Origin of the sequence: Enterobacter sp. WCHEn090032 (assembly GCF_003986875.1) — a bacterium.
Lineage (GTDB): Bacteria > Pseudomonadota > Gammaproteobacteria > Enterobacterales > Enterobacteriaceae > Enterobacter > Enterobacter sichuanensis.
Map to the genome: position 1 here is coordinate 283,600 of NZ_RXRN01000003.1, position 17,516 is coordinate 301,115.

Genomic DNA, 17,516 nt, shown 5'->3' on the forward strand with positions numbered 1-17,516 from the left:
TGCGGTTTGGTGCCCTCCCCCCTCACCCTGGCCCTCTCCCCAATGGGGGAGAGGGAATAAACAGATTAAGGTTGCAGGGCGTTTCCGACGCGTTTGTCCTTCAGGAACACCACCATCAGGCCAACCCACAGCACGCCGTTGGCGAGGTTAAACAGACTGAACAGACCGTTGCCTCCCAACGCGTAAGCATGCTTGCTCACCTCGATACCGACGGTAAAAATCAGCATCTGCAGCATTCCCATCGCCGCGGAGACCGTCCCTTTACTCATCTCGCTGGCGAACAACGTCAGGCGCACCAGCCCGGCGTTCGCCACGCCAATTCCAAAGGCATAGAGGCTGAGCCCCGCCGTCATCCACAAATAAGCGTGGGAGGACACCACGGTCGCCACCGCCGCCAGAATCAGCCCCGCGGCAACCGGCCAGCCGCCCATGATAATCAGCGAGCGCACGGTGCGGCGTGACGTCAGACGCGCCAGCACCAGGTTACCGATAATCAACGCGCCAAAAATCGGCACCTGCAACAGACCGTACTCGTAGCTGCTGAGCTTTTCACCGCTGATGATAATAACCGGTGATTGCGCAATCCACGCCAGCAGCGGCAGGCTGACAAACCCTGTCGCCAGCGCACCGGCCACAAAGCGGCCATTCTTCAGCACGGCTTTGTAATCCCGACCCAGCTCTTTTAGCGAGAGTTTCTCGCCAATGCGGGTCGCCGTTTCCGGCATCGCACGGTGCAGGCCAAAGAAGGCGATGGCGGCGAGAACCGCAAAGAGGACAAACATCCCTTCCCAGGGCGCAACGTGCACCCACGCGGCACCCACCAGCGGCCCGAGTAACGGGGCGATCAGCGCCACGTTCGCCATCAGCGCGGTAATTTTGATACACACCGCCTCTTCAAACGACTCCTGAATGGCGGCATACCCCACGGCACCGATAAAGCACAGGCTCACCCCCTGCAGGAAACGCAGCAGGGTAAACTGTTCAATGTTTTGCGCCAGCAGCGTGGCGAGGCAAGTGACGATGAACCACACCACGCCGGTCAGCATCACCGGACGACGGCCAATGCGATCCGACAGCGGGCCTAACAGCCACTGCAAAAACATGCCGCCTGCCAGATAGGCGGTCATCGAGGTCGGCACCCATTCGATCCCCGCGTTGTACTGCGCCACAACGGCCAGCATACCGGGCTGAATCATATCGTTGCCGATATAGGTCGAAAATTCGTAGAGCACCAGACACAGAGGGAAAAGCAGCGCCTGACGACCCAGACGTGAACCTGAAGAAGAACGGTTTAACATGCAATCTCTTTATAATGACAAAATCGCGACGAGTGTAATGAAATGCCGCAGCCCGAGATAGTGATTTATCGAGGATAAACAGAAATAAAGCACATATCGTCTTCGTTTAAGGTTTCCTTAAGTTGACAGATTTATGATAGCCCGATGACTCGTCAACGATCCCAAATTATGTCACTCACGTCCAGCCGCTCAGAATTATCTAACTTACAGACAAATAAGACAAAACGCCTTTACCGCTTACCGACCCGCTTTTATGGTTATCAGCTTTTCGTGCTGATTGCTCTTGCCGTGGTGTTCACGTGGCTATCGCGCAATGAAGCGCTGGACAGATGGATAAGTGGTTTTTGGTATGACGCGGCGACGCAAAGCTTCCCGCTGCAGAAAGACCACCTGCTGGATCTGCTGAACCATCGCCTGGCGAAGTACATCGCCATCGCCTTAGGGGTCGTGGCGCTGTTATTCGGTGCTTACAAGCGTAACGCAAGGCTGGTTACGGCGGCGCTGCTGATGGGACTCGGCGCACTGGTGGTGGGGGCGTTGAAAAGCATCAGCCATCACAGCTGTCCGTGGGATCTGGTGGAGTATGGCGGTAAAGCCGTGTCTTATCCCCTGTTCAGCGCCGTCCCGGCAGACAGCGGTCCGGGTCGCTGTTTCCCCGGCGGTCATGCCTCCAGCGGCTTTATGGTGATGGGGCTGTTTTTTGCCTTCTGGCGCGAGCGTCCGCGCCTCGCCTGGAGCTTTGTGATCCTCGGCGTGGTGCTGGGTCTGGCGATGGGCTTCGGCCAGGTCATGCGCGGGGCACATTTTTTCTCTCACAACCTGTGGGCCGGGTGGTGGGTCTGGTTTTCCCAGGTGGTGGTCTATGGCCTTGTTTCCACCTGGTTTGCTAAAGAGTGATGACATTATGTTAGAGAGTCTGAATTACCAGCTGTTTTATCTGATCAACGCCACGCCGGCCTCGCCAGAGTGGATGATCGATTTCGCCACCTTCCTGGCAAAAGATCTGATCAGTATCGTGCCTGCGCTGGCCGCCATCCTCTGGCTGTGGGGTCCCCGCAGTCAGGTAAAAGCGCAGCGCCAGCTGGTGATCAAAGTGGCGATGGCGCTCGGCGTAAGCGTGCTGGTGAGCTATATTCTCGGCCACGCATTTCCCCACGATCGTCCTTTCGTCGATCACGTCGGCTATACCTTCCTGCACCACGCGCCAGATGACTCGTTCCCGAGCGATCACGGTACGGTGATCTTCACCTTCGCGCTGGCCTTCCTGTTCTGGCATCGCCTGTGGTCGGGTGCGGTGCTGATGGCGGTGGCCGTGTCCATCGCCTGGTCCCGCGTTTATCTGGGCGTCCACTGGCCGCTGGATATGGTGGGCGGTTTCCTGGTGGGACTGATTGGCTGCGTCAGCGCGGCGATCCTGTGGAATCTTATCGGGGAAGCGCTCTACCGCGGGCTCTCTTCACTCTATCGGGCCGTTTTCGCCATCCCGATCCGCAAAGGCTGGATACGTGACTAACCCCGACCTGACAGGTTACACTTGAGCCCCCGCCCTGCGGGGGTTCACTTTTTTATGCCGAGGAACTATGGAAACACGACGCGATGACCGCATTGCTCAGCTGCTACAGGCGCTGAAGCGCAGTGATAAGCTGCATCTTAAGGAAGCCGCCACCCTCCTCGGCGTCTCAGAGATGACCATTCGTCGGGATCTGAACAGCGAGAGCGCGCCGGTTGTGCTGCTGGGCGGGTATATTGTGCTTGAGCCGCGTAGTGCCAGCCATTATCTGATCAGCGACCAGAAGACGCGTCTGGTTGAAGAGAAACGCAAAGCTGCACGGCTCGCGGCTTCCCTGGTACAGCCGCACCAGACGCTGTTTTTTGACTGCGGTACCACCACGCCGTGGATTATCGAAGCCATCGACAGCACAATTCCGTTCACTGCCGTGTGCTACTCCCTGAACACCTTTCTGGCGCTGCAGGAGAAGCCCGAGTGCCGGGTGATCCTTTGCGGCGGTGAGTTTCACGCCAGCAACGCGATTTTTAAGCCGCTTAACCTGCAGGACACGCTCAGCAATTTATGCCCGGATATCGCGTTTTATTCCGCCGCAGGCGTCAGTGTCCGCCAGGGCGCAACCTGCTTTAATCTGGAAGAGTTACCGGTGAAGCACTGGGCGCTGAGCGCAGCGCAGTATCACGTACTGGTGGTCGATCACAGTAAGTTTGGCAAGGTGCGTTCGGCAAGAATGGGCGAACTGGCGCAGTTTGATGCCATCGTCAGCGACTGCCGTCCGGATGACGAGATAGTGGCCCATGCGAAGGCGCAGCAGGTGAAGTTGATGTATTAAGTGGGGTGCGGTCTGATGCCCTCTCCCACAGGGAGAGGGAGAAAAACGTAGGCCGGGTAAGCGCAGCGCCACCCGGCAAAAAATTAGCTGAACCAGCTACCAAACCAGCTATGGAATTTCATCATCACGAAATCCCACATCCGGCTGAAGAAGCCGCCCTCTTCTACCGCTTCCATCACAATCAGCGGACGCTGTTCAATCGACTTCCCGTTGAGCTGGAAATCAATCGTCCCGACCACCTGACCCTTTTTCAACGGAGCCGTGAGCTGTGGGTCGGTGAGGGTGTAGCTGGCCTTCAGGTTTTTCAGCTGACCGCGCGGAATGGTCACTGAACCCGCTTCACCCGCGCCCAGGTTCACTTCGCTCTTGTCACCAAACCAGACGCGCTGGCTGACGAACGTGGCATCCGGTTTTATCGGCGTCACGGTTTCATAGAAGCGGAAGCCCCAGGTCAGCAGTTTTTCGGATTCGTTAAAGCGGATACGGTCAGTTTTGGTCCCCAGAACGACCGAGATCAGGCGCATATCGCCCTGGGTCGCGGAGGCCACCAGGTTGTAACCCGCCCCGGCGGTGGTGCCGGTTTTCATCCCGTCGACATTGACGTTGCTGCTCCACAGCAGGCGGTTGCGGTTCGGCTGACGGATTTTGTTGAAGGTAAACTCTTTCTCTTTATGGATGGCATATTCATCCGGCACGTCGTGGATCAGCGCTTTCCCCAGCAGCGCCATGTCGCGGGCGGTGCTGAACTGGCCCGGCGCATCGAGGCCGTGAACGGTTTTAAAGGTGGTATTGGTCAGGCCCAGCTTTTGCGCGTAACCGTTCATCAGACCGATAAACGAATCCTGACTGCCCGCAACGTAGTCCGCCAGCGCGATACAGGCGTCGTTACCGGACTGGATAATCACCCCTTTATTCAAATCCGATACGGAAACCTGATCGCCCGGCTTCAGGAACATCACCGACGATCCGCGCAGCGCCGGGTTGCCAGTCGCCCAGGCGTCCTTCCCGATGGTGACCATATCGTCCAGCTTGATCTTGCCCGCTTTTAACGCCTGGCCGACCACATAGCTGGTCATGATTTTGGTCAGGCTTGCCGGATCGAGTTTCTCATCCGCATTGCCTTCCGCCAGCACTTTACCGCTGGCATAGTCCATCAGGATCCAGGCGCGCGCATCCACAGGCGGCGCTTCGGGCGCAGACTGTTCGGCTGCGTAGAGCGTTGGTGCAAACAGGAAAAGGAGCGCAGAGCCTGCCGCCAGGCTGCGCAGAGAAGTCATTTTTCGCGTCATAAATGCCACCCGAGTGTCCATTCAAAAATTACGTCACATCACCGTGTCGCAAGAAGCGATGAGTAATAGCGCACTAAAACCGTTAAAGAAACCCAACGAGGGTAAAGTTATTAAAGTTTATGCAATAACATTCAGATACGCTTTGATTCAGGCGATTTTTTTCTCTTCTGTTGCGTAATTGTTAGGTTTATCTCACCATGACCAAAAGCTGATTCGGATTCACATCTCATCGGGAGTAAATATGATTACGCTGTGGGGCAGAAATAATTCAACCAACGTTAAGAAAGTGCTCTGGACGCTGGAGGAGCTGGATTTACCGTTCAATCAAATCATGGCCGGGATGTCGTTTGGCGTGAATAAAGAGGCCGACTACCTGGCCATGAACCCGAATGGCCTGGTGCCGCTGCTGCGCGATGACGAAACAGACGCCACGCTGTGGGAATCTAACACCATTGTGCGTTACCTGGCTGCCCAGTACGGACAGGGTCGTCTGTGGGTCGAAAACCCGGCCCGCCGCGCGCAAGGGGAAAAGTGGATGGACTGGGCGAACCAGACGCTTTCACCAACCCACCGGGTGATCCTGATGGGGCTTATCCGCACCCCGGAGGCTGAACGCGACTATCCCGCCATTCATGCCGCGCAGGATGCCTGCGAAAATCTGTTTGCGATGATGGATGACGAACTGGCGAAGCACCCGTGGTTCTCCGGTGATGCGTTCGGTACAGGCGATATCGCCGTGGCGCCGTTCGTCTGGAACCTGACCAACATGGGTCTGAAGTGGGCGCCGCGCCCGCACCTGGAGCGCTGGCTTAAACAGCTGAGCGAGCGCCCGGCGTACCGTAACGTTGTGATGATCCCGGTCACCTGATCACGTCCCGGACGGGCTGACTTTTAACAGCTGCCCGTCCGTCTCATCGGTCAGGACATACAGATATCCATCCGGCCCCACCCGCACATCACGAATACGTTGATCCCGGTCGCCCAGAATGCGTCCGTCCTCCGTCACCTTGTTACCCTTCACGCTGAGCACGATCACGTCCTTCTCCTTCAGCGCGCCAATAAACAGCTTGTTTTTCCACTGCGGGAAAACCTCGCTGTTGTAAAACGCCATGCCGCTTACCGCCGGTGAAACTTTCCAGACAAACAGAGGTTTTTCGGTCCCCTCAACGTGCTCGCCTTTGGCTTCCGGAATTTTCAGCCCGCTGTAGTTGATACCGTGCGTCGCCAGCGGCCAGCCATAGTTTTTGCCTTTCTCGGGAATGTTGATCTCGTCCCCGCCGCGCGGGCCGTGCTCGTTCAGCCACAGCGTATCGCTCCAGGGGTTCATCGCCATTCCCTGCGGATTACGAATGCCGTAAGACCAGATTTCCGGCCGCGCGCCGGGCGTATGCACAAAGGGGTTATCTGGCGGCACGTTTCCGTCCTCCGTCAGACGCACGACTTTACCCTGTAATTTGTCCAGTTCCTGCGCCGTGGGTCGCTGGTTGTTCTCGCCGAGTCCGATAAAGAGATAGCCTTTGCCGTCGAACACCAGTCGGCCACCAAAATGGTTACCGGTAGAGAGTTTCGGCGTCTGGCGGAACACCACCTGGAAAGCCTCAATGCGCGTCAGATCGTCACTTAAACGACCATAGCCTACTGCCGTTCCGGCTTTGCCGTCTTTTCCCGCTTCGGCGTAGCTGAGCCAGATGCGGCGTGATTGTTTAAAATCCGGGGCGAGGACGACATCCAGCAATCCGCCCTGCCCGTTTGCCCAAACCTTTGGTACACCGACGATCGGATCGGAAAGCCCTTTCCCGGCCTGCCAGTGTTTAAGCTGGCCGCCCTTTAGGGTCACCAGCAGCCCGTTATTGTCCGGCAGAAACGCCAGAGACCAGGGATGATCGAGTCTGTTTTGCAGCACCTCGACCCTGACCGCCTCTGGCGCAGCAAGCAGCGAAAAGGGAATAAACAACGCAGGCAGGAAAATCAGCGAGGATCGAGGCATAACGCGCTCCTTTATCGGCATATGGCATAAAGGTTAGCCACTGCGTCCGGCCGCGTTATCACTTTTACAAAAGCTTAATCAGAAGGGGGAGTTGCCTCCCCCTGGATCAGTGCTGTTCAAGCTGTTCGTGCTTGTTCAGGCACATGATGCATAGAGAGAGCGTTGTCAGGCAGTTTTCAAGCTTCTCCGCGTTTACGGCGATAAAATTCGGGCAGTCGTGGCGTCCGTTCATCAGACACACCCCTGCAATGGAGAGCACCTCGGCGGCGCGGCGCAGTGCGATAAGTTCGCTTTCGCCGTAATTCGCCTTCAGGGTCGGTGCTTTTTCACGCATGAAATTGCAAAGTTCAAACAGGTTATCACGCAGATGTTCGCTTTCGCTGACTGACATATACCCTTTTGCCTTCCTCAACTGCAGGTACGCGGCCAGGTCGATTCGGGCATTGATCAGCTTGTTCAGCAGATCGCGTTTTAGTCTGTCAACGGTCATGCTCTTTCCTCCTCTGTCAGCCATTGTGCATAGTCAGGATAAGTTCATTTTTTGTACAGTTTAATGCCTGGGATCAATTTTTATTAACTGATTAACATTATTTACAATGTTACAACGCCTCCCCGGCGCATCCGCCTTGCAAAGAGTGTATAAATCCCCCGCGATACGCTGTAAAATCCCGCCCTGATAACTCCATAATTGATGAATTTTTAACCTATGAGCAATGTTACGCACCAGCCGAAAATCGGCTTCGTCTCCCTGGGCTGCCCGAAAAACCTGGTGGATTCAGAACGCATCCTGACCGAACTGCGCACCGAGGGCTATGACGTGGTGCCAAGCTACGACAACGCCGATATGGTGATCGTTAACACCTGCGGGTTTATCGACAGCGCGGTTCAGGAGTCACTGGAAGCCATCGGTGAAGCCCTGACCGAAAACGGCAAAGTGATCGTGACGGGCTGTCTGGGCGCGAAAGAAGACCAGATCCGCGAAGTGCACCCAAAGGTGCTGGAGATCACCGGCCCGCACAGCTACGAGCAGGTGCTGCAACATGTTCATCACTACGTGCCAAAACCCAAGCACAACCCGTTCCTGAGCCTCGTGCCGGAGCAGGGCGTGAAGCTGACGCCGCGCCACTACGCGTACCTGAAAATTTCCGAAGGCTGCAACCATCGCTGCACCTTCTGCATCATCCCGTCAATGCGTGGCGATCTGGTGAGCCGTCCGATTGGCGAAGTGCTGGCGGAAGCGAAACGTCTGGCCGACGCGGGCGTGAAGGAGCTGCTGGTCATCTCCCAGGATACCTCGGCTTACGGCGTGGACGTCAAACACCGCTCCGGTTTCCACAACGGCGAGCCGGTGAAAACCAGCATGGTGGGCCTGTGCGAGCAGCTGTCTAAACTCGGTATCTGGACGCGTCTGCACTACGTTTACCCGTACCCGCACGTTGACGACGTGATCCCGCTGATGGCAGAAGGTAAAATTCTGCCGTATCTGGACATCCCGCTGCAGCACGCCAGCCCGCGTATTCTGAAGCTGATGAAACGTCCAGGCTCCGTTGACCGTCAGCTGGCGCGCATCAAGCAGTGGCGTGAGATCTGCCCGGATCTGACCCTGCGCTCTACCTTCATTGTCGGCTTCCCGGGTGAAACCGAAGAAGATTTCCAGATGCTGCTCGACTTCCTGAAAGAAGCGCGTCTGGACCGTGTCGGCTGCTTCAAGTACAGCCCGGTAGAAGGCGCAACCGCCAACGAGCTGGCGGACCAGGTGCCGGAAGAGGTGAAAGAAGAGCGCTGGAACCGCTTCATGCAGCTGCAACAGCAGATCTCTGCTGAACGCCTGCAGGAAAAAGTGGGTCGCGAAATTCTGGTCATCATCGACGAAGTGGACGAAGAAGGCGCGATTGGCCGCAGCATGGCGGACGCCCCTGAAATCGACGGCGCGGTGTACCTCAATGGCGAAACCAACGTTAAGCCGGGCGATATTATTCGCGTGAAGGTCGAAAACGCGGACGAGTATGACCTGTGGGGTAGCCGGGTTTAATCTCCTTCCCCTCACCCTAACCCTCTCCCCACTGGGGAGAGGGGACTGCTCGGTGCGGTTTTTCACCCTCGCCCCTTTGGGGAGAGGGCCGGGGTGAGGGGCAAGCAAAAGCCTACCCCTTAATCCTCGGATCCAGCGCGTCGCGCAGCCCGTCACCCAGCAGGTTAAACGCCAGCACGGTCAGGAATATCGCCAGACTCGGGAAGATCGCCACGTGCGGCGCAATCACCATATCCGCCCTCGCCTCGTTCAGCATCGCCCCCCACTCCGGGGTCGGCGGCTGCGCGCCTAATCCCAGAAACGACAGGCTGGCCGCCGAGATAATCGACACGCCGATACGCATGGTGAAATAGACCACGATGGACGACACCGTCCCCGGCAGAATATGGCTGAAGAGGATGGTAGCATCGCTGGCCCCCATACTGCGGGCGGATTCGATAAACGTCTGCTGTTTCAGTACCAGCGTGTTGCCACGCACCAGACGGGCAAACGCCGGAATCGAAAACACCGCTACCGCAATAATCACGTTGGCCATACCGCTGCCCATGATCGCCACCACGGCAATCGCCAGCAGGATGCCGGGGAAGGCAAACAGCACGTCGCAGATGCGCATGATAATGCGGTCCCACCAGCCTTCATAATACCCGGCGACGAGCCCCAGCACGGTACCGATGGCCGCGCCAATCAGCACCGCGAAAACCCCGGCGGCAAGGGAGATCTGCGCCCCGACCAGCACGCGGCTAAAGATATCGCGCCCGAGGGAGTCCACGCCAAACCAGTGCATCAGGGAGGGGCCGTCGTTCAGACGGTCGTAGTCAAAATAGTTTTCCGCATCAAACGGCGCCACCCACGGCGCAACGATCGCCACCGCAATCAGCAGCAGCACAAACAGCCCCGCCGCCATCGCGACCGGCTGACGACGAAAACGCCGCCAGAATTCAGACCACGGCGTGCGGATATGTTCCGGTTTAAGCCCCGGCATAGCGTCTAAAACGGCCTGGCGTCGCCAGTTCAACAATCGCATCTTACTTATACCTGATGGCCGGGTTAATGGCAGCGTAGAGCACATCCACCACTAAGTTGATAAGGATAAACTCCAGCGAGAACAGCAGGACTTCCGCCTGTATAACCGGATAGTCGCGCATCTCAACGGAATCGACCAACAGGCGTCCCAGTCCCGGCCAGTTGAAGACCTTTTCCACCACAATAGAGCCGCCCAGCAGGAAGCCAAACTGTAGCCCCATCATCGTCACCACCGGGATCATCGCATTGCGGAACCCGTGCTTGAGAATAACCCACTTCTCGCTGACCCCTTTCGCCCGGGCGGTACGAATATAATCTTCGCTCAGCACGTCAACGAACGAGGCGCGGGTAAAGCGGGCCATCACCGCCGACACGGCAGCCCCCAGCGTCATGGAGGGCAGAATGTAATGCTGCCAGGTGTCGGCCCCGACGGTCGGCAGCCAGCCTAACTCAACGGAGAAGATCTGCATCAGCAGCATCCCCAGCGCGAACGCCGGGAAGGAGATACCGGTAACCGCCAGCGCCATCCCGAGCTTGTCCGGCCAGCGGTTTCGCCAGACGGCCGCGACAATCCCGGCGCAGAGGCCAAACACCACCGCCCAGCTCATACTGGCTATCGTCAACCAGAACGTCGGCATAAAGCGGCTGGCTATCTCTTCCGACACCGGACGACGCGACACCATCGAGATGCCAAAGTCGCCCTGCAAAACGTTGCCAATATAGTGCAGGAACTGCATATACAGCGGCTGGTCGAGGCCCAGTTGCTTACGCACCAGCTCTATCACCGTCGAGTCCGCTTCGGGCCCGGCAATCAGGCGCGCCGGATCGCCCGGCAGCAGATGAACAAACAAAAACACCAGTACCGCCACGATCAGCAGCGTCGGAATAAGCCCCAGCAGGCGTTTACAAACATAATTCAGCATGAGGTTTATTTTAAATCCGCATCGTCAAAGCTAAAGCCGGTGTCCGGCATGATGTAGAACCCGGTCAACGCTTTGTTATGGGCTGACACCAGCTTCTCCACCACCAGCGGCACCCACGGTGACTCTTTCCAGATGATATCCTGCGCGTCTTTGTAGAGGCGCGCTTTCTCTTCCGGTTTGGTGGTTTTCAGCGCATCGGCAAGGTCTTTATCGACCTGCGGGTTACTGTAGAACGCGGTATTGAACAGGGTTGGCGGCCAGTTCTGCGAGGCAAACAGCGGCGACAGCGCCCAGTCAGCTTCACCGGTCGAGGCCGACCAGCCGGTGTAGAACATCCGCACGCCGCTCTCTTTCTGCCCTTTCCCCTCGACTTCAGCCGCACGCTGCCCGGCATCCATGGCAGTGACCTGCGCCTTAATCCCCACCTGCGCCAGCTGCTGCTGGGTGAATTGCAGCACTTTCTGCGCGGTACTGTGATTGTGCGACGACCACAGCGTGGTGCTAAATCCGTTCGGGAAGCCCGCCTCTTTCAGCAGCTCGCGCGCTTTAGCCGGATCGTACGGCCACGGCTGATAGCTCTGGGCATAGGCAATCGCCGGCGGCAGCACGCCGGTTGCCGGGGTGGCATAACCGGCAAAAGCGACCTTCACCAGCGCCTGGCGGTTAATGGCGTAGTTGATGGCCTCACGCACCTTCGGGTTATCAAACGGCTTTTGCGTCACGTTCATGCTGATGTAGCGCTGCATGATCGACGGGCTGGCGACCAGCTCCAGCTTGCTGTTTTTCTGCAGGATCGCGGCCTGCTCATAGGGGATCGGGAAGGCAAACTGCGCTTCACCGGTTTGCAGCATCGCCGCGCGGGTGTTGTTGTCCACTACCGGACGCCAGGTAATGGTGTCCAGCTTCGGCAGCCCCTGCTGCCAGTAGCCGCTAAATTTTTTCACCTTCACAAAGTCGGTCTGGTTCCAGGTCACCAGTTCATACGGGCCGGTACCCACCGGATGGAAACCGATCTCTTTCCCGTATTTTTTCAGCGCGGCGGGCGAGATCATCGCCGTTGCCGGATGTGCCAGGATGTTGATAAACGCGGAGAAAGGCTCCTTCAGGGTGATTTTTACCGTCGCCGGGTCAACCACCTCGGTTTTGGCGATGTTTTTATACAGGTTATAGCGCTTGAGGCTATTTTCCGGATTGCTGGCGCGGTCGAGGTTAACCTTCACCGCCTCTGCGTTGAAATCGGTACCGTCCTGGAACTTGACCCCGGTTCTGAGCCTGATGGTATACACCAGCCCGTCATCGGAGACCGTGTAGCCCTCCGCCAGCACATTTTTCAGCTTCATCTCTTTATCCAGGCCAAAGAGTCCCTGATAAAACGATTTCGCCACCGCCTGCGACAGCGTGTCGTTGGCGTCATACGGATCCAGGGTGGTGAAATTAGAGCCGACGGCAACCACCACATCTTTGGCAGCGAACGCGGGGGCAGCGGCCAGGGCTGCCGTCACGCTCGCGGCTAACAACCATTTACGCGCTACAAATGTAACCATTGTGTTCTCCTGCCTGTTGTAAGTTATAACCGCGAGAAAGCATTTGCCTGACGCGGGGGAGCCACGAAATGACCCGGACCCACTTCGCGCAGCGTGACACGCTCCACGACCTCGCCACGTTTACGAATATTGCTCGGCATTTCATCCTGCAGCAGCACGCGCTGGCCGTGACGATGCGCCGGATCGGCGACCGGGACCGCCGCAATAAGCTTGCGGGTATACGGATGCTGCGGGTTTTCAAACACCGCTCGTCGCGGGCCGATCTCGACGATCTGCCCCATAAACATCACCGCCACGCGATGGCTGATGCGCTCAACCACCGCCATATCGTGCGAAATAAACAGAAAAGCGATGCCCATATCCCGCTGTAAATCGAGCAGCAGGTTAATGATCTGCGCCCGAATAGAGACATCCAGCGCCGAAACGGACTCATCGGCAATCACCACTTTCGGGTTCAGCGCCAGCGCGCGGGCAATACAGATCCGCTGGCGCTGCCCGCCGGAAAACTCATGCGGGTAACGCCAGGCGTGTTCCGGCTTCAGGCCAACGCGCTCCAGCAGCCAGGCCACGCGACGCTGTGCCGCGTCGCCGTCCAGCAGGTTATGTACCCGCAGCGGCTCCATGATCGAGTACCCCACCGTGTGGCGCGGGTCGAGCGAGGCATACGGATCCTGGAAAATAAACTGAATATCCCGTCGGACCGCCTGCAGCCTGCTGTCCGGCAGGGTATCAATGCGCTCGCCGTTAAAGGTAATGCTCCCTTCCTGCGATTCCACCAGACGGAGCAACGCGCGCCCGGTGGTGGATTTACCGCAGCCGGACTCCCCCACCAGCGCCAGCGTTTCGCCCGGCCAGAGATCAAAACTGACGTTTTCCACCGCGTGCACTTCGCGCTTCACGCGATTCAACACGCCGCTGCGCAGCGGGAAACGGGTGACCAGATTACGCACCTCCAGAATGGGCTTACCCGGCACCACGGTATCCTGCTCGCGTTCCTCCTCCTCCGGCCCTGTCGCATCGAGCGAAATCAGCGGGAAGCGGCGCGGCAAATCGCGGCCGTTCATGGCGCCAAGACGCGGGACCGCCGCCAGCAACGCTTTGGTATAAGGATGAACGGGCGCGTGAAAAATCTGCTCAACCGTGCCGGTTTCTACTCCGCAGCCCTTGTGCATCACCAGCACGCGATCGGCGATATCGGCGACCACGCCCATATCGTGGGTGATGAATATCACCCCCATCTCCATCTCCTGCTGCAGCACTTTGATGAGCTGCAGGATCTGCGCCTGAATCGTCACGTCCAGCGCCGTCGTTGGCTCATCGGCGATCAGCACCGCAGGACGGCAGGAGAGCGCCATGGCAATCATCACCCGCTGGCGCATGCCGCCAGAGAGCTGATGCGGGTAGCGGCCAAGAATGGCCTGCGCTTCCGGAATGCGCACCAGCTCAAGCATCCGTCTGGCTTCACTGAGCGCCTCATCGCCGCCGAGCCCCTGATGCAGGCGGATGGACTCGGCAATTTGTTCCCCCCCCGGGAACACCGGATTGAGCGAGGTCATCGGCTCCTGGAAAATCATGGCAATATCCGCCCCGCGCACGCCCTGCATCTGCGCGCTGCTCAGATCGTTTATATCAATGACCTGACGGTTACGGCGGCGCAGGAGCATTTTCTCGCTGCTGATTTGCCCGCCCGTCTGCTCCAGCAGACGCATCAGCGCCAGCGCGGTGACCGATTTACCGGAGCCGGACTCGCCAACAATCGCCAGCGTCTCGCCGCGTTTGAGCGAGAAGGATAAATTCTGTACTGCGGGGATGAACTGCCGCTCTTCCTGAAACGCAATATTCAGCTGATGGACAGCCAGCACTTCGCGGTTGTCCAGCTCTTCACTGTGCGGCACGCGTTGCCCCCTTATTCACGATAGATCCCCGTGCTCGGTTCATCACCGGCATAACCCCAGGCGCGGTACATCCCTTCGCTGTTGAACGGCAGCGCCACGTTGCCCTCACGATCCACGGCAATCAGCCCGCCGACCCCGCCCAGCGCGGGCAACTTCTCCATCACCACGCGCTCGCAGGCCTCGCTCAGGCTTAGCCCGCCGTAATCCATCAGCGCGGTGATGTCATAGGCCGCGAGGGTACGAATAAAGACTTCCCCGGTGCCGGTACAGGACACCGCCGCCGTGGCGTTATTGGCATAGCAGCCGGCACCGGGCAGCGGGCTGTCGCCGACGCGTCCAGGCAGCTTGTTGGTCATCCCTCCCGTTGACGTCGCCGCCGCGAGGTTTCCGGCCTTATCGAGCGCCACCGCGCCGACCGTGCCCATTTTGGTGGTTTCATCCAGCGGCGCAGTATGGTCAAGCTGCGTCATGCCCGCCGTACGCGCTTCAAGCAGCTGCTGGTAGCGCGCCTCGGTAGAAAAGAGATCGGGCGATACCGGTTCCATCCCGTGTCCGAAGGCGAACGCCTCCGCCCCGGCACCGGTCAGCAGCACATGCGGACTCTCTTCCATCACCAGACGCGCCGCCAGCACCGGATTACGCAGGCGACTAACGCCCGCCACGGCCCCCGCTTTCAGGGTGATACCGTCCATCACGCAGGCATCCAGCTCGTGGGTTTCGTCCCGGGTGAAGACCGAGCCGATCCCGGCATTAAATAACGGACACTCCTCCAGCAGGCGTACCGCCTCGGTGACCACGTCCAGCGCGCTTTCGCCCGCTTCCAGCATTTTCTGGCCCGTTTCCACAATGGCGTACAGCGCGTCAATGTAGCGCTTTTCATCCTCGGGACTGAGCTGTGCACGGGTGATAGCCCCGGCGCCGCCATGAATTGCGATTACCGCATTAACCATTCACATCACCCGTTAGCCTGATTTGCGGCTTTTTCTATAAATATCATTATCGTCAATGAAACTTCAGATGATTTTTGAATATAGAAAGACGCAACTGTGATGTAAAGCGTACACCTCCGGGTCATACTGTTAGTGGCACTTTTCTGCCATAATGGCCGCTTTCGTTGTTACTGTGCAGGAGCCCACCATGGATTTTACCGCCGGACTGATGTCGCTTGAGACGGCACTCACGCAGATGCTTGACCGAGTTTCCCCGCTGCATGACGTTGAAACGCTGCCTCTGGTGCGCTGTTTTGGTCGTATTGCCGCGCGCGATATTGTCTCCCCGCTTAACGTGCCAGGGTTCGATAATTCCGCGATGGACGGTTATGCGGTACGCCTGGCGGATCTCCGGGCCGGTCAGGCGCTGCCGGTGGCGGGTAAAGCGTTTGCCGGACAGCCATTTAACGGTGAATGGCCTGCGGGCACCTGCGTGCGCATCATGACCGGTGCGCCGGTGCCGGCAGGCTGCGACGCCGTGGTGATGCAGGAAGAGACCGAGCAGACGGATGACGGCATCCGGTTTACCGCCAGCGTCAAAGCGGGCCAGAACATTCGCCGCACCGGCGAGGATATTGCCCTTGGCGCGACGGTTTTTGCCGCCGGACAGAAGCTGACGGCGGGTGAACTGCCGGTGCTGGCCTCCCTCGGCATCGCGGAAATCGAGGTTATCCGTAAAGTGCGCGTCGCCGTATTCTCGACGGGCGACGAACTGCAGCTTCCGGGCCAGCCGCTGCAGGACGGACAGATTTACGACACCAACCGTCTGGCAGTACACCTGATGCTGGAGCAGCTGGGCTGCGAGGTGATTAACCTCGGCATTATTCCTGACGATCCGGAAAAACTGCGCGCTGCGTTTATTGAGGCGGACAACACCGCCGACGTGGTCATCAGCTCCGGCGGCGTCTCCGTGGGCGAGGCGGATTACACCAAAACCATCCTTGAAGAGCTGGGTGAAATCGCCTTCTGGAAGCTGGCGATCAAACCGGGCAAACCGTTCGCCTTTGGTAAACTGCAGCACAGCTGGTTCTGCGGCCTGCCGGGTAACCCGGTCTCGGCGGCTCTTACCTTCTACCAGCTGGTGATCCCGCTGCTGGCGAAGCTCTCCGGTAACCGGGCCCGCCCGCTGCCGGAACGCCTGCGCGTGCGTACCGCGACGCGCCTGAAAAAATCACCGGGCCGTCTCGATTTCCAGCGTGGGATCCTGACGCGCAACGCGGACGGTGAGCTCGAAGTGAGCACCACCGGGCACCAGGGCTCGCACATTTTCAGCTCCTTCAGCCAGGGCAACTGCTTTATCGTGCTCGAGCGCGAGCGCGGCAACGTGGAAGCGGGCGAATGGGTTGAGGTGGAGCGCTTTAACCAGTTGTTCGGGGGCTGACATGACGGTGGAGCTGAGCGACCAGGAGATGATGCGCTACAACCGCCAGATTGTGCTGCGCGGCTTTGATTTCGAGGGTCAGGAAGCGCTCAAGGCGGCCAGCGTGCTGGTCGTCGGACTTGGCGGTCTGGGCTGTGCTGCCGCCCAGTACCTCGCCGCGGCGGGTGTGGGCAGGATGACACTGCTGGACTTTGATACCGTGTCGGTGTCTAACCTGCAGCGCCAGACGCTGCACAGCGACGCAACGGTTGGCCAGCCGAAAGTAGATTCTGCCCGCGCGGCGCTGGCCCGCATTAACCCCAACGTTCAGTTCACTCTGCTTGACGCGATGCTGGATGATGACGCGCTCTCCGCGCAAATTGCCCGGCACGATCTGGTGCTCGACTGCACCGATAACGTCGCCGTCCGTAATCAGCTAAACGCGGGCTGTTTTGCCCACAAAACTCCGCTGATCTCAGGCGCGGCGATCCGCATGGAGGGGCAAATCAGCGTCTTCACATACGCGGACGGTGAACCCTGCTACCGCTGCCTGAGCCGCCTGTTTGGCGAGAACGCGCTCACCTGTGTCGAAGCCGGCGTGATGGCGCCGCTGGTCGGTGTGATTGGGTCATTGCAGGCGATGGAAGCGATCAAAGTGCTGGCGCATTACGGTACGCCGGCGGCGGGGAAAATCGTGATGTACGACGCAATGACCTGCCAGTTCCGCGAGATGAAGCTGATGCGTAATCCGGGATGTGAGGTGTGCGGAGGTTAAAGCAAACGGCAACCTTCAGGTTGCCGTTTTAGTGTTTGCTCCCTCTCCCCGTGGGCTGAGGA

Annotated in this window: 15 protein-coding genes and 1 pseudogene; 7 read left to right on the forward strand and 9 right to left on the reverse strand. The window is 58.5% G+C overall.

Annotated elements, in window-relative coordinates; translation table 11 throughout:
- Nucleotides 1-65 precede the first annotated feature (65 nt).
- Nucleotides 66-1,298, reverse strand: a complete 1,233-nt coding sequence (locus EKN83_RS04345) for an MFS transporter (RefSeq protein ID WP_025756090.1) — start codon at nucleotides 1,296-1,298, stop codon at nucleotides 66-68.
- Nucleotides 1,299-1,466: 168 nt separating this feature from the next.
- On the opposite strand from EKN83_RS04345, the gene EKN83_RS04350 reads away from it, so the two are divergent.
- The 3 genes from EKN83_RS04350 (at nucleotide 1,467) to deoR (ending at nucleotide 3,637) form a co-directional block, all read left to right on the forward strand.
- Nucleotides 1,467-2,195 (forward strand): phosphatase PAP2 family protein, encoded by a 729-nt coding sequence (locus EKN83_RS04350; RefSeq protein ID WP_045284550.1) that lies wholly within the window; start codon nucleotides 1,467-1,469, stop codon nucleotides 2,193-2,195.
- Nucleotides 2,196-2,202: 7 nt separating this feature from the next.
- Nucleotides 2,203-2,811, forward strand: a complete 609-nt coding sequence (ybjG, locus tag EKN83_RS04355) for an undecaprenyl-diphosphate phosphatase (RefSeq protein WP_025756092.1) — start codon at nucleotides 2,203-2,205, stop codon at nucleotides 2,809-2,811.
- A 67-nt stretch (nucleotides 2,812-2,878) separates the two neighbouring features.
- The gene (gene deoR, locus EKN83_RS04360; protein WP_025756093.1) at nucleotides 2,879-3,637 is read left to right on the forward strand and encodes a DNA-binding transcriptional repressor DeoR; all 759 of its coding nucleotides are present in this window, start codon (nucleotides 2,879-2,881) and stop codon (nucleotides 3,635-3,637) included.
- A gap of 83 nt (nucleotides 3,638-3,720) precedes the next feature.
- Here deoR and dacC read toward each other — a convergent pair whose 3' ends face one another.
- Nucleotides 3,721-4,926, reverse strand: coding sequence for a serine-type D-Ala-D-Ala carboxypeptidase (gene dacC, locus EKN83_RS04365; RefSeq protein ID WP_032672410.1), 1,206 nt, complete (start codon nucleotides 4,924-4,926; stop codon nucleotides 3,721-3,723).
- A gap of 241 nt (nucleotides 4,927-5,167) precedes the next feature.
- Between dacC and EKN83_RS04370 the strand changes: the two genes are divergently transcribed.
- On the forward strand, nucleotides 5,168-5,794 hold the full coding sequence (locus EKN83_RS04370; protein ID WP_126800402.1) for a glutathione S-transferase family protein: 627 nt from the start codon (nucleotides 5,168-5,170) through the stop codon (nucleotides 5,792-5,794).
- Here EKN83_RS04370 and EKN83_RS04375 read toward each other — a convergent pair whose 3' ends face one another.
- Both EKN83_RS04375 and bssR read right to left on the reverse strand, forming a co-directional pair.
- A complete protein-coding gene (locus EKN83_RS04375) occupies nucleotides 5,795-6,913 on the reverse strand; it encodes a PQQ-dependent sugar dehydrogenase (RefSeq protein ID WP_126800403.1) in 1,119 nt (372 codons plus the stop codon). It abuts the gene before it with no gap.
- Nucleotides 6,914-7,019: 106 nt separating this feature from the next.
- Nucleotides 7,020-7,403: a biofilm formation regulator BssR gene (bssR, locus tag EKN83_RS04380; RefSeq protein ID WP_025756097.1), complete on the reverse strand. Its 384-nt coding sequence runs from the start codon at nucleotides 7,401-7,403 to the stop codon at nucleotides 7,020-7,022.
- Between the two features lie 216 nt (nucleotides 7,404-7,619).
- On the opposite strand from bssR, the gene rimO reads away from it, so the two are divergent.
- Nucleotides 7,620-8,945: a 30S ribosomal protein S12 methylthiotransferase RimO gene (gene rimO / locus EKN83_RS04385; RefSeq protein WP_047958103.1), complete on the forward strand. Its 1,326-nt coding sequence runs from the start codon at nucleotides 7,620-7,622 to the stop codon at nucleotides 8,943-8,945.
- Nucleotides 8,946-9,057: 112 nt separating this feature from the next.
- On the opposite strand, the gene gsiD is transcribed toward rimO, so the two are convergent.
- The 5 genes and pseudogenes from gsiD to iaaA form a co-directional block, all read right to left on the reverse strand.
- On the reverse strand, nucleotides 9,058-9,969 hold the full coding sequence (gene gsiD, locus EKN83_RS04390; protein WP_025756099.1) for a glutathione ABC transporter permease GsiD: 912 nt from the start codon (nucleotides 9,967-9,969) through the stop codon (nucleotides 9,058-9,060).
- A gap of 1 nt (nucleotide 9,970) precedes the next feature.
- Nucleotides 9,971-10,891 (reverse strand): glutathione ABC transporter permease GsiC, encoded by a 921-nt coding sequence (gene gsiC / locus EKN83_RS04395; RefSeq protein ID WP_126800404.1) that lies wholly within the window; start codon nucleotides 10,889-10,891, stop codon nucleotides 9,971-9,973.
- Nucleotides 10,892-10,896: 5 nt separating this feature from the next.
- Complete coding sequence (gsiB, locus tag EKN83_RS04400; RefSeq protein WP_025756101.1) at nucleotides 10,897-12,435, reverse strand: glutathione ABC transporter substrate-binding protein GsiB; 1,539 nt, start codon at nucleotides 12,433-12,435, stop codon at nucleotides 10,897-10,899.
- A gap of 23 nt (nucleotides 12,436-12,458) precedes the next feature.
- Nucleotides 12,459-14,330: a glutathione ABC transporter ATP-binding protein GsiA gene (gene gsiA, locus EKN83_RS04405; RefSeq protein WP_126800405.1), complete on the reverse strand. Its 1,872-nt coding sequence runs from the start codon at nucleotides 14,328-14,330 to the stop codon at nucleotides 12,459-12,461.
- Nucleotides 14,317-15,280 (reverse strand): annotated as a pseudogene (gene iaaA / locus EKN83_RS04410) (beta-aspartyl-peptidase). Before iaaA ends, gsiA begins: the two are co-directional and overlap by 14 nt.
- Before the next feature lie 187 nt (nucleotides 15,281-15,467).
- On the opposite strand from iaaA, the gene moeA reads away from it, so the two are divergent.
- Entirely contained in the window at nucleotides 15,468-16,700 is a 1,233-nt protein-coding gene (gene moeA / locus EKN83_RS04415; protein ID WP_126800407.1) for a molybdopterin molybdotransferase MoeA, read from the forward strand.
- Between the two features lies 1 nt (nucleotide 16,701).
- Complete coding sequence (moeB, locus tag EKN83_RS04420; RefSeq protein WP_126800408.1) at nucleotides 16,702-17,454, forward strand: molybdopterin-synthase adenylyltransferase MoeB; 753 nt, start codon at nucleotides 16,702-16,704, stop codon at nucleotides 17,452-17,454.
- The last annotated feature ends 62 nt before the right edge of the window (nucleotides 17,455-17,516 follow it).

Excerpts from the sequence above, each read along its gene's own strand:
- EKN83_RS04345 (WP_025756090.1), bottom strand. The coding sequence starts at position 1,298 with ATGTTAAACCGTTCTTCTTCAGGTTCACGTCTGGGTCGTCAGGCGCTG.
- EKN83_RS04350 (WP_045284550.1), top strand. The coding sequence starts at position 1,467 with ATGTCACTCACGTCCAGCCGCTCAGAATTATCTAACTTACAGACAAAT.
- ybjG (WP_025756092.1), top strand. The coding sequence starts at position 2,203 with ATGTTAGAGAGTCTGAATTACCAGCTGTTTTATCTGATCAACGCCACG.
- deoR (WP_025756093.1), top strand. The coding sequence starts at position 2,879 with ATGGAAACACGACGCGATGACCGCATTGCTCAGCTGCTACAGGCGCTG.
- dacC (WP_032672410.1), bottom strand. The coding sequence starts at position 4,926 with ATGACGCGAAAAATGACTTCTCTGCGCAGCCTGGCGGCAGGCTCTGCG.
- EKN83_RS04370 (WP_126800402.1), top strand. The coding sequence starts at position 5,168 with ATGATTACGCTGTGGGGCAGAAATAATTCAACCAACGTTAAGAAAGTG.
- EKN83_RS04375 (WP_126800403.1), bottom strand. The coding sequence starts at position 6,913 with ATGCCTCGATCCTCGCTGATTTTCCTGCCTGCGTTGTTTATTCCCTTT.
- bssR (WP_025756097.1), bottom strand. The coding sequence starts at position 7,403 with ATGACCGTTGACAGACTAAAACGCGATCTGCTGAACAAGCTGATCAAT.
- rimO (WP_047958103.1), top strand. The coding sequence starts at position 7,620 with ATGAGCAATGTTACGCACCAGCCGAAAATCGGCTTCGTCTCCCTGGGC.
- gsiD (WP_025756099.1), bottom strand. The coding sequence starts at position 9,969 with ATGCGATTGTTGAACTGGCGACGCCAGGCCGTTTTAGACGCTATGCCG.
- gsiC (WP_126800404.1), bottom strand. The coding sequence starts at position 10,891 with ATGCTGAATTATGTTTGTAAACGCCTGCTGGGGCTTATTCCGACGCTG.
- gsiB (WP_025756101.1), bottom strand. The coding sequence starts at position 12,435 with ATGGTTACATTTGTAGCGCGTAAATGGTTGTTAGCCGCGAGCGTGACG.
- moeA (WP_126800407.1), top strand. The coding sequence starts at position 15,468 with ATGGATTTTACCGCCGGACTGATGTCGCTTGAGACGGCACTCACGCAG.
- moeB (WP_126800408.1), top strand. The coding sequence starts at position 16,702 with ATGACGGTGGAGCTGAGCGACCAGGAGATGATGCGCTACAACCGCCAG.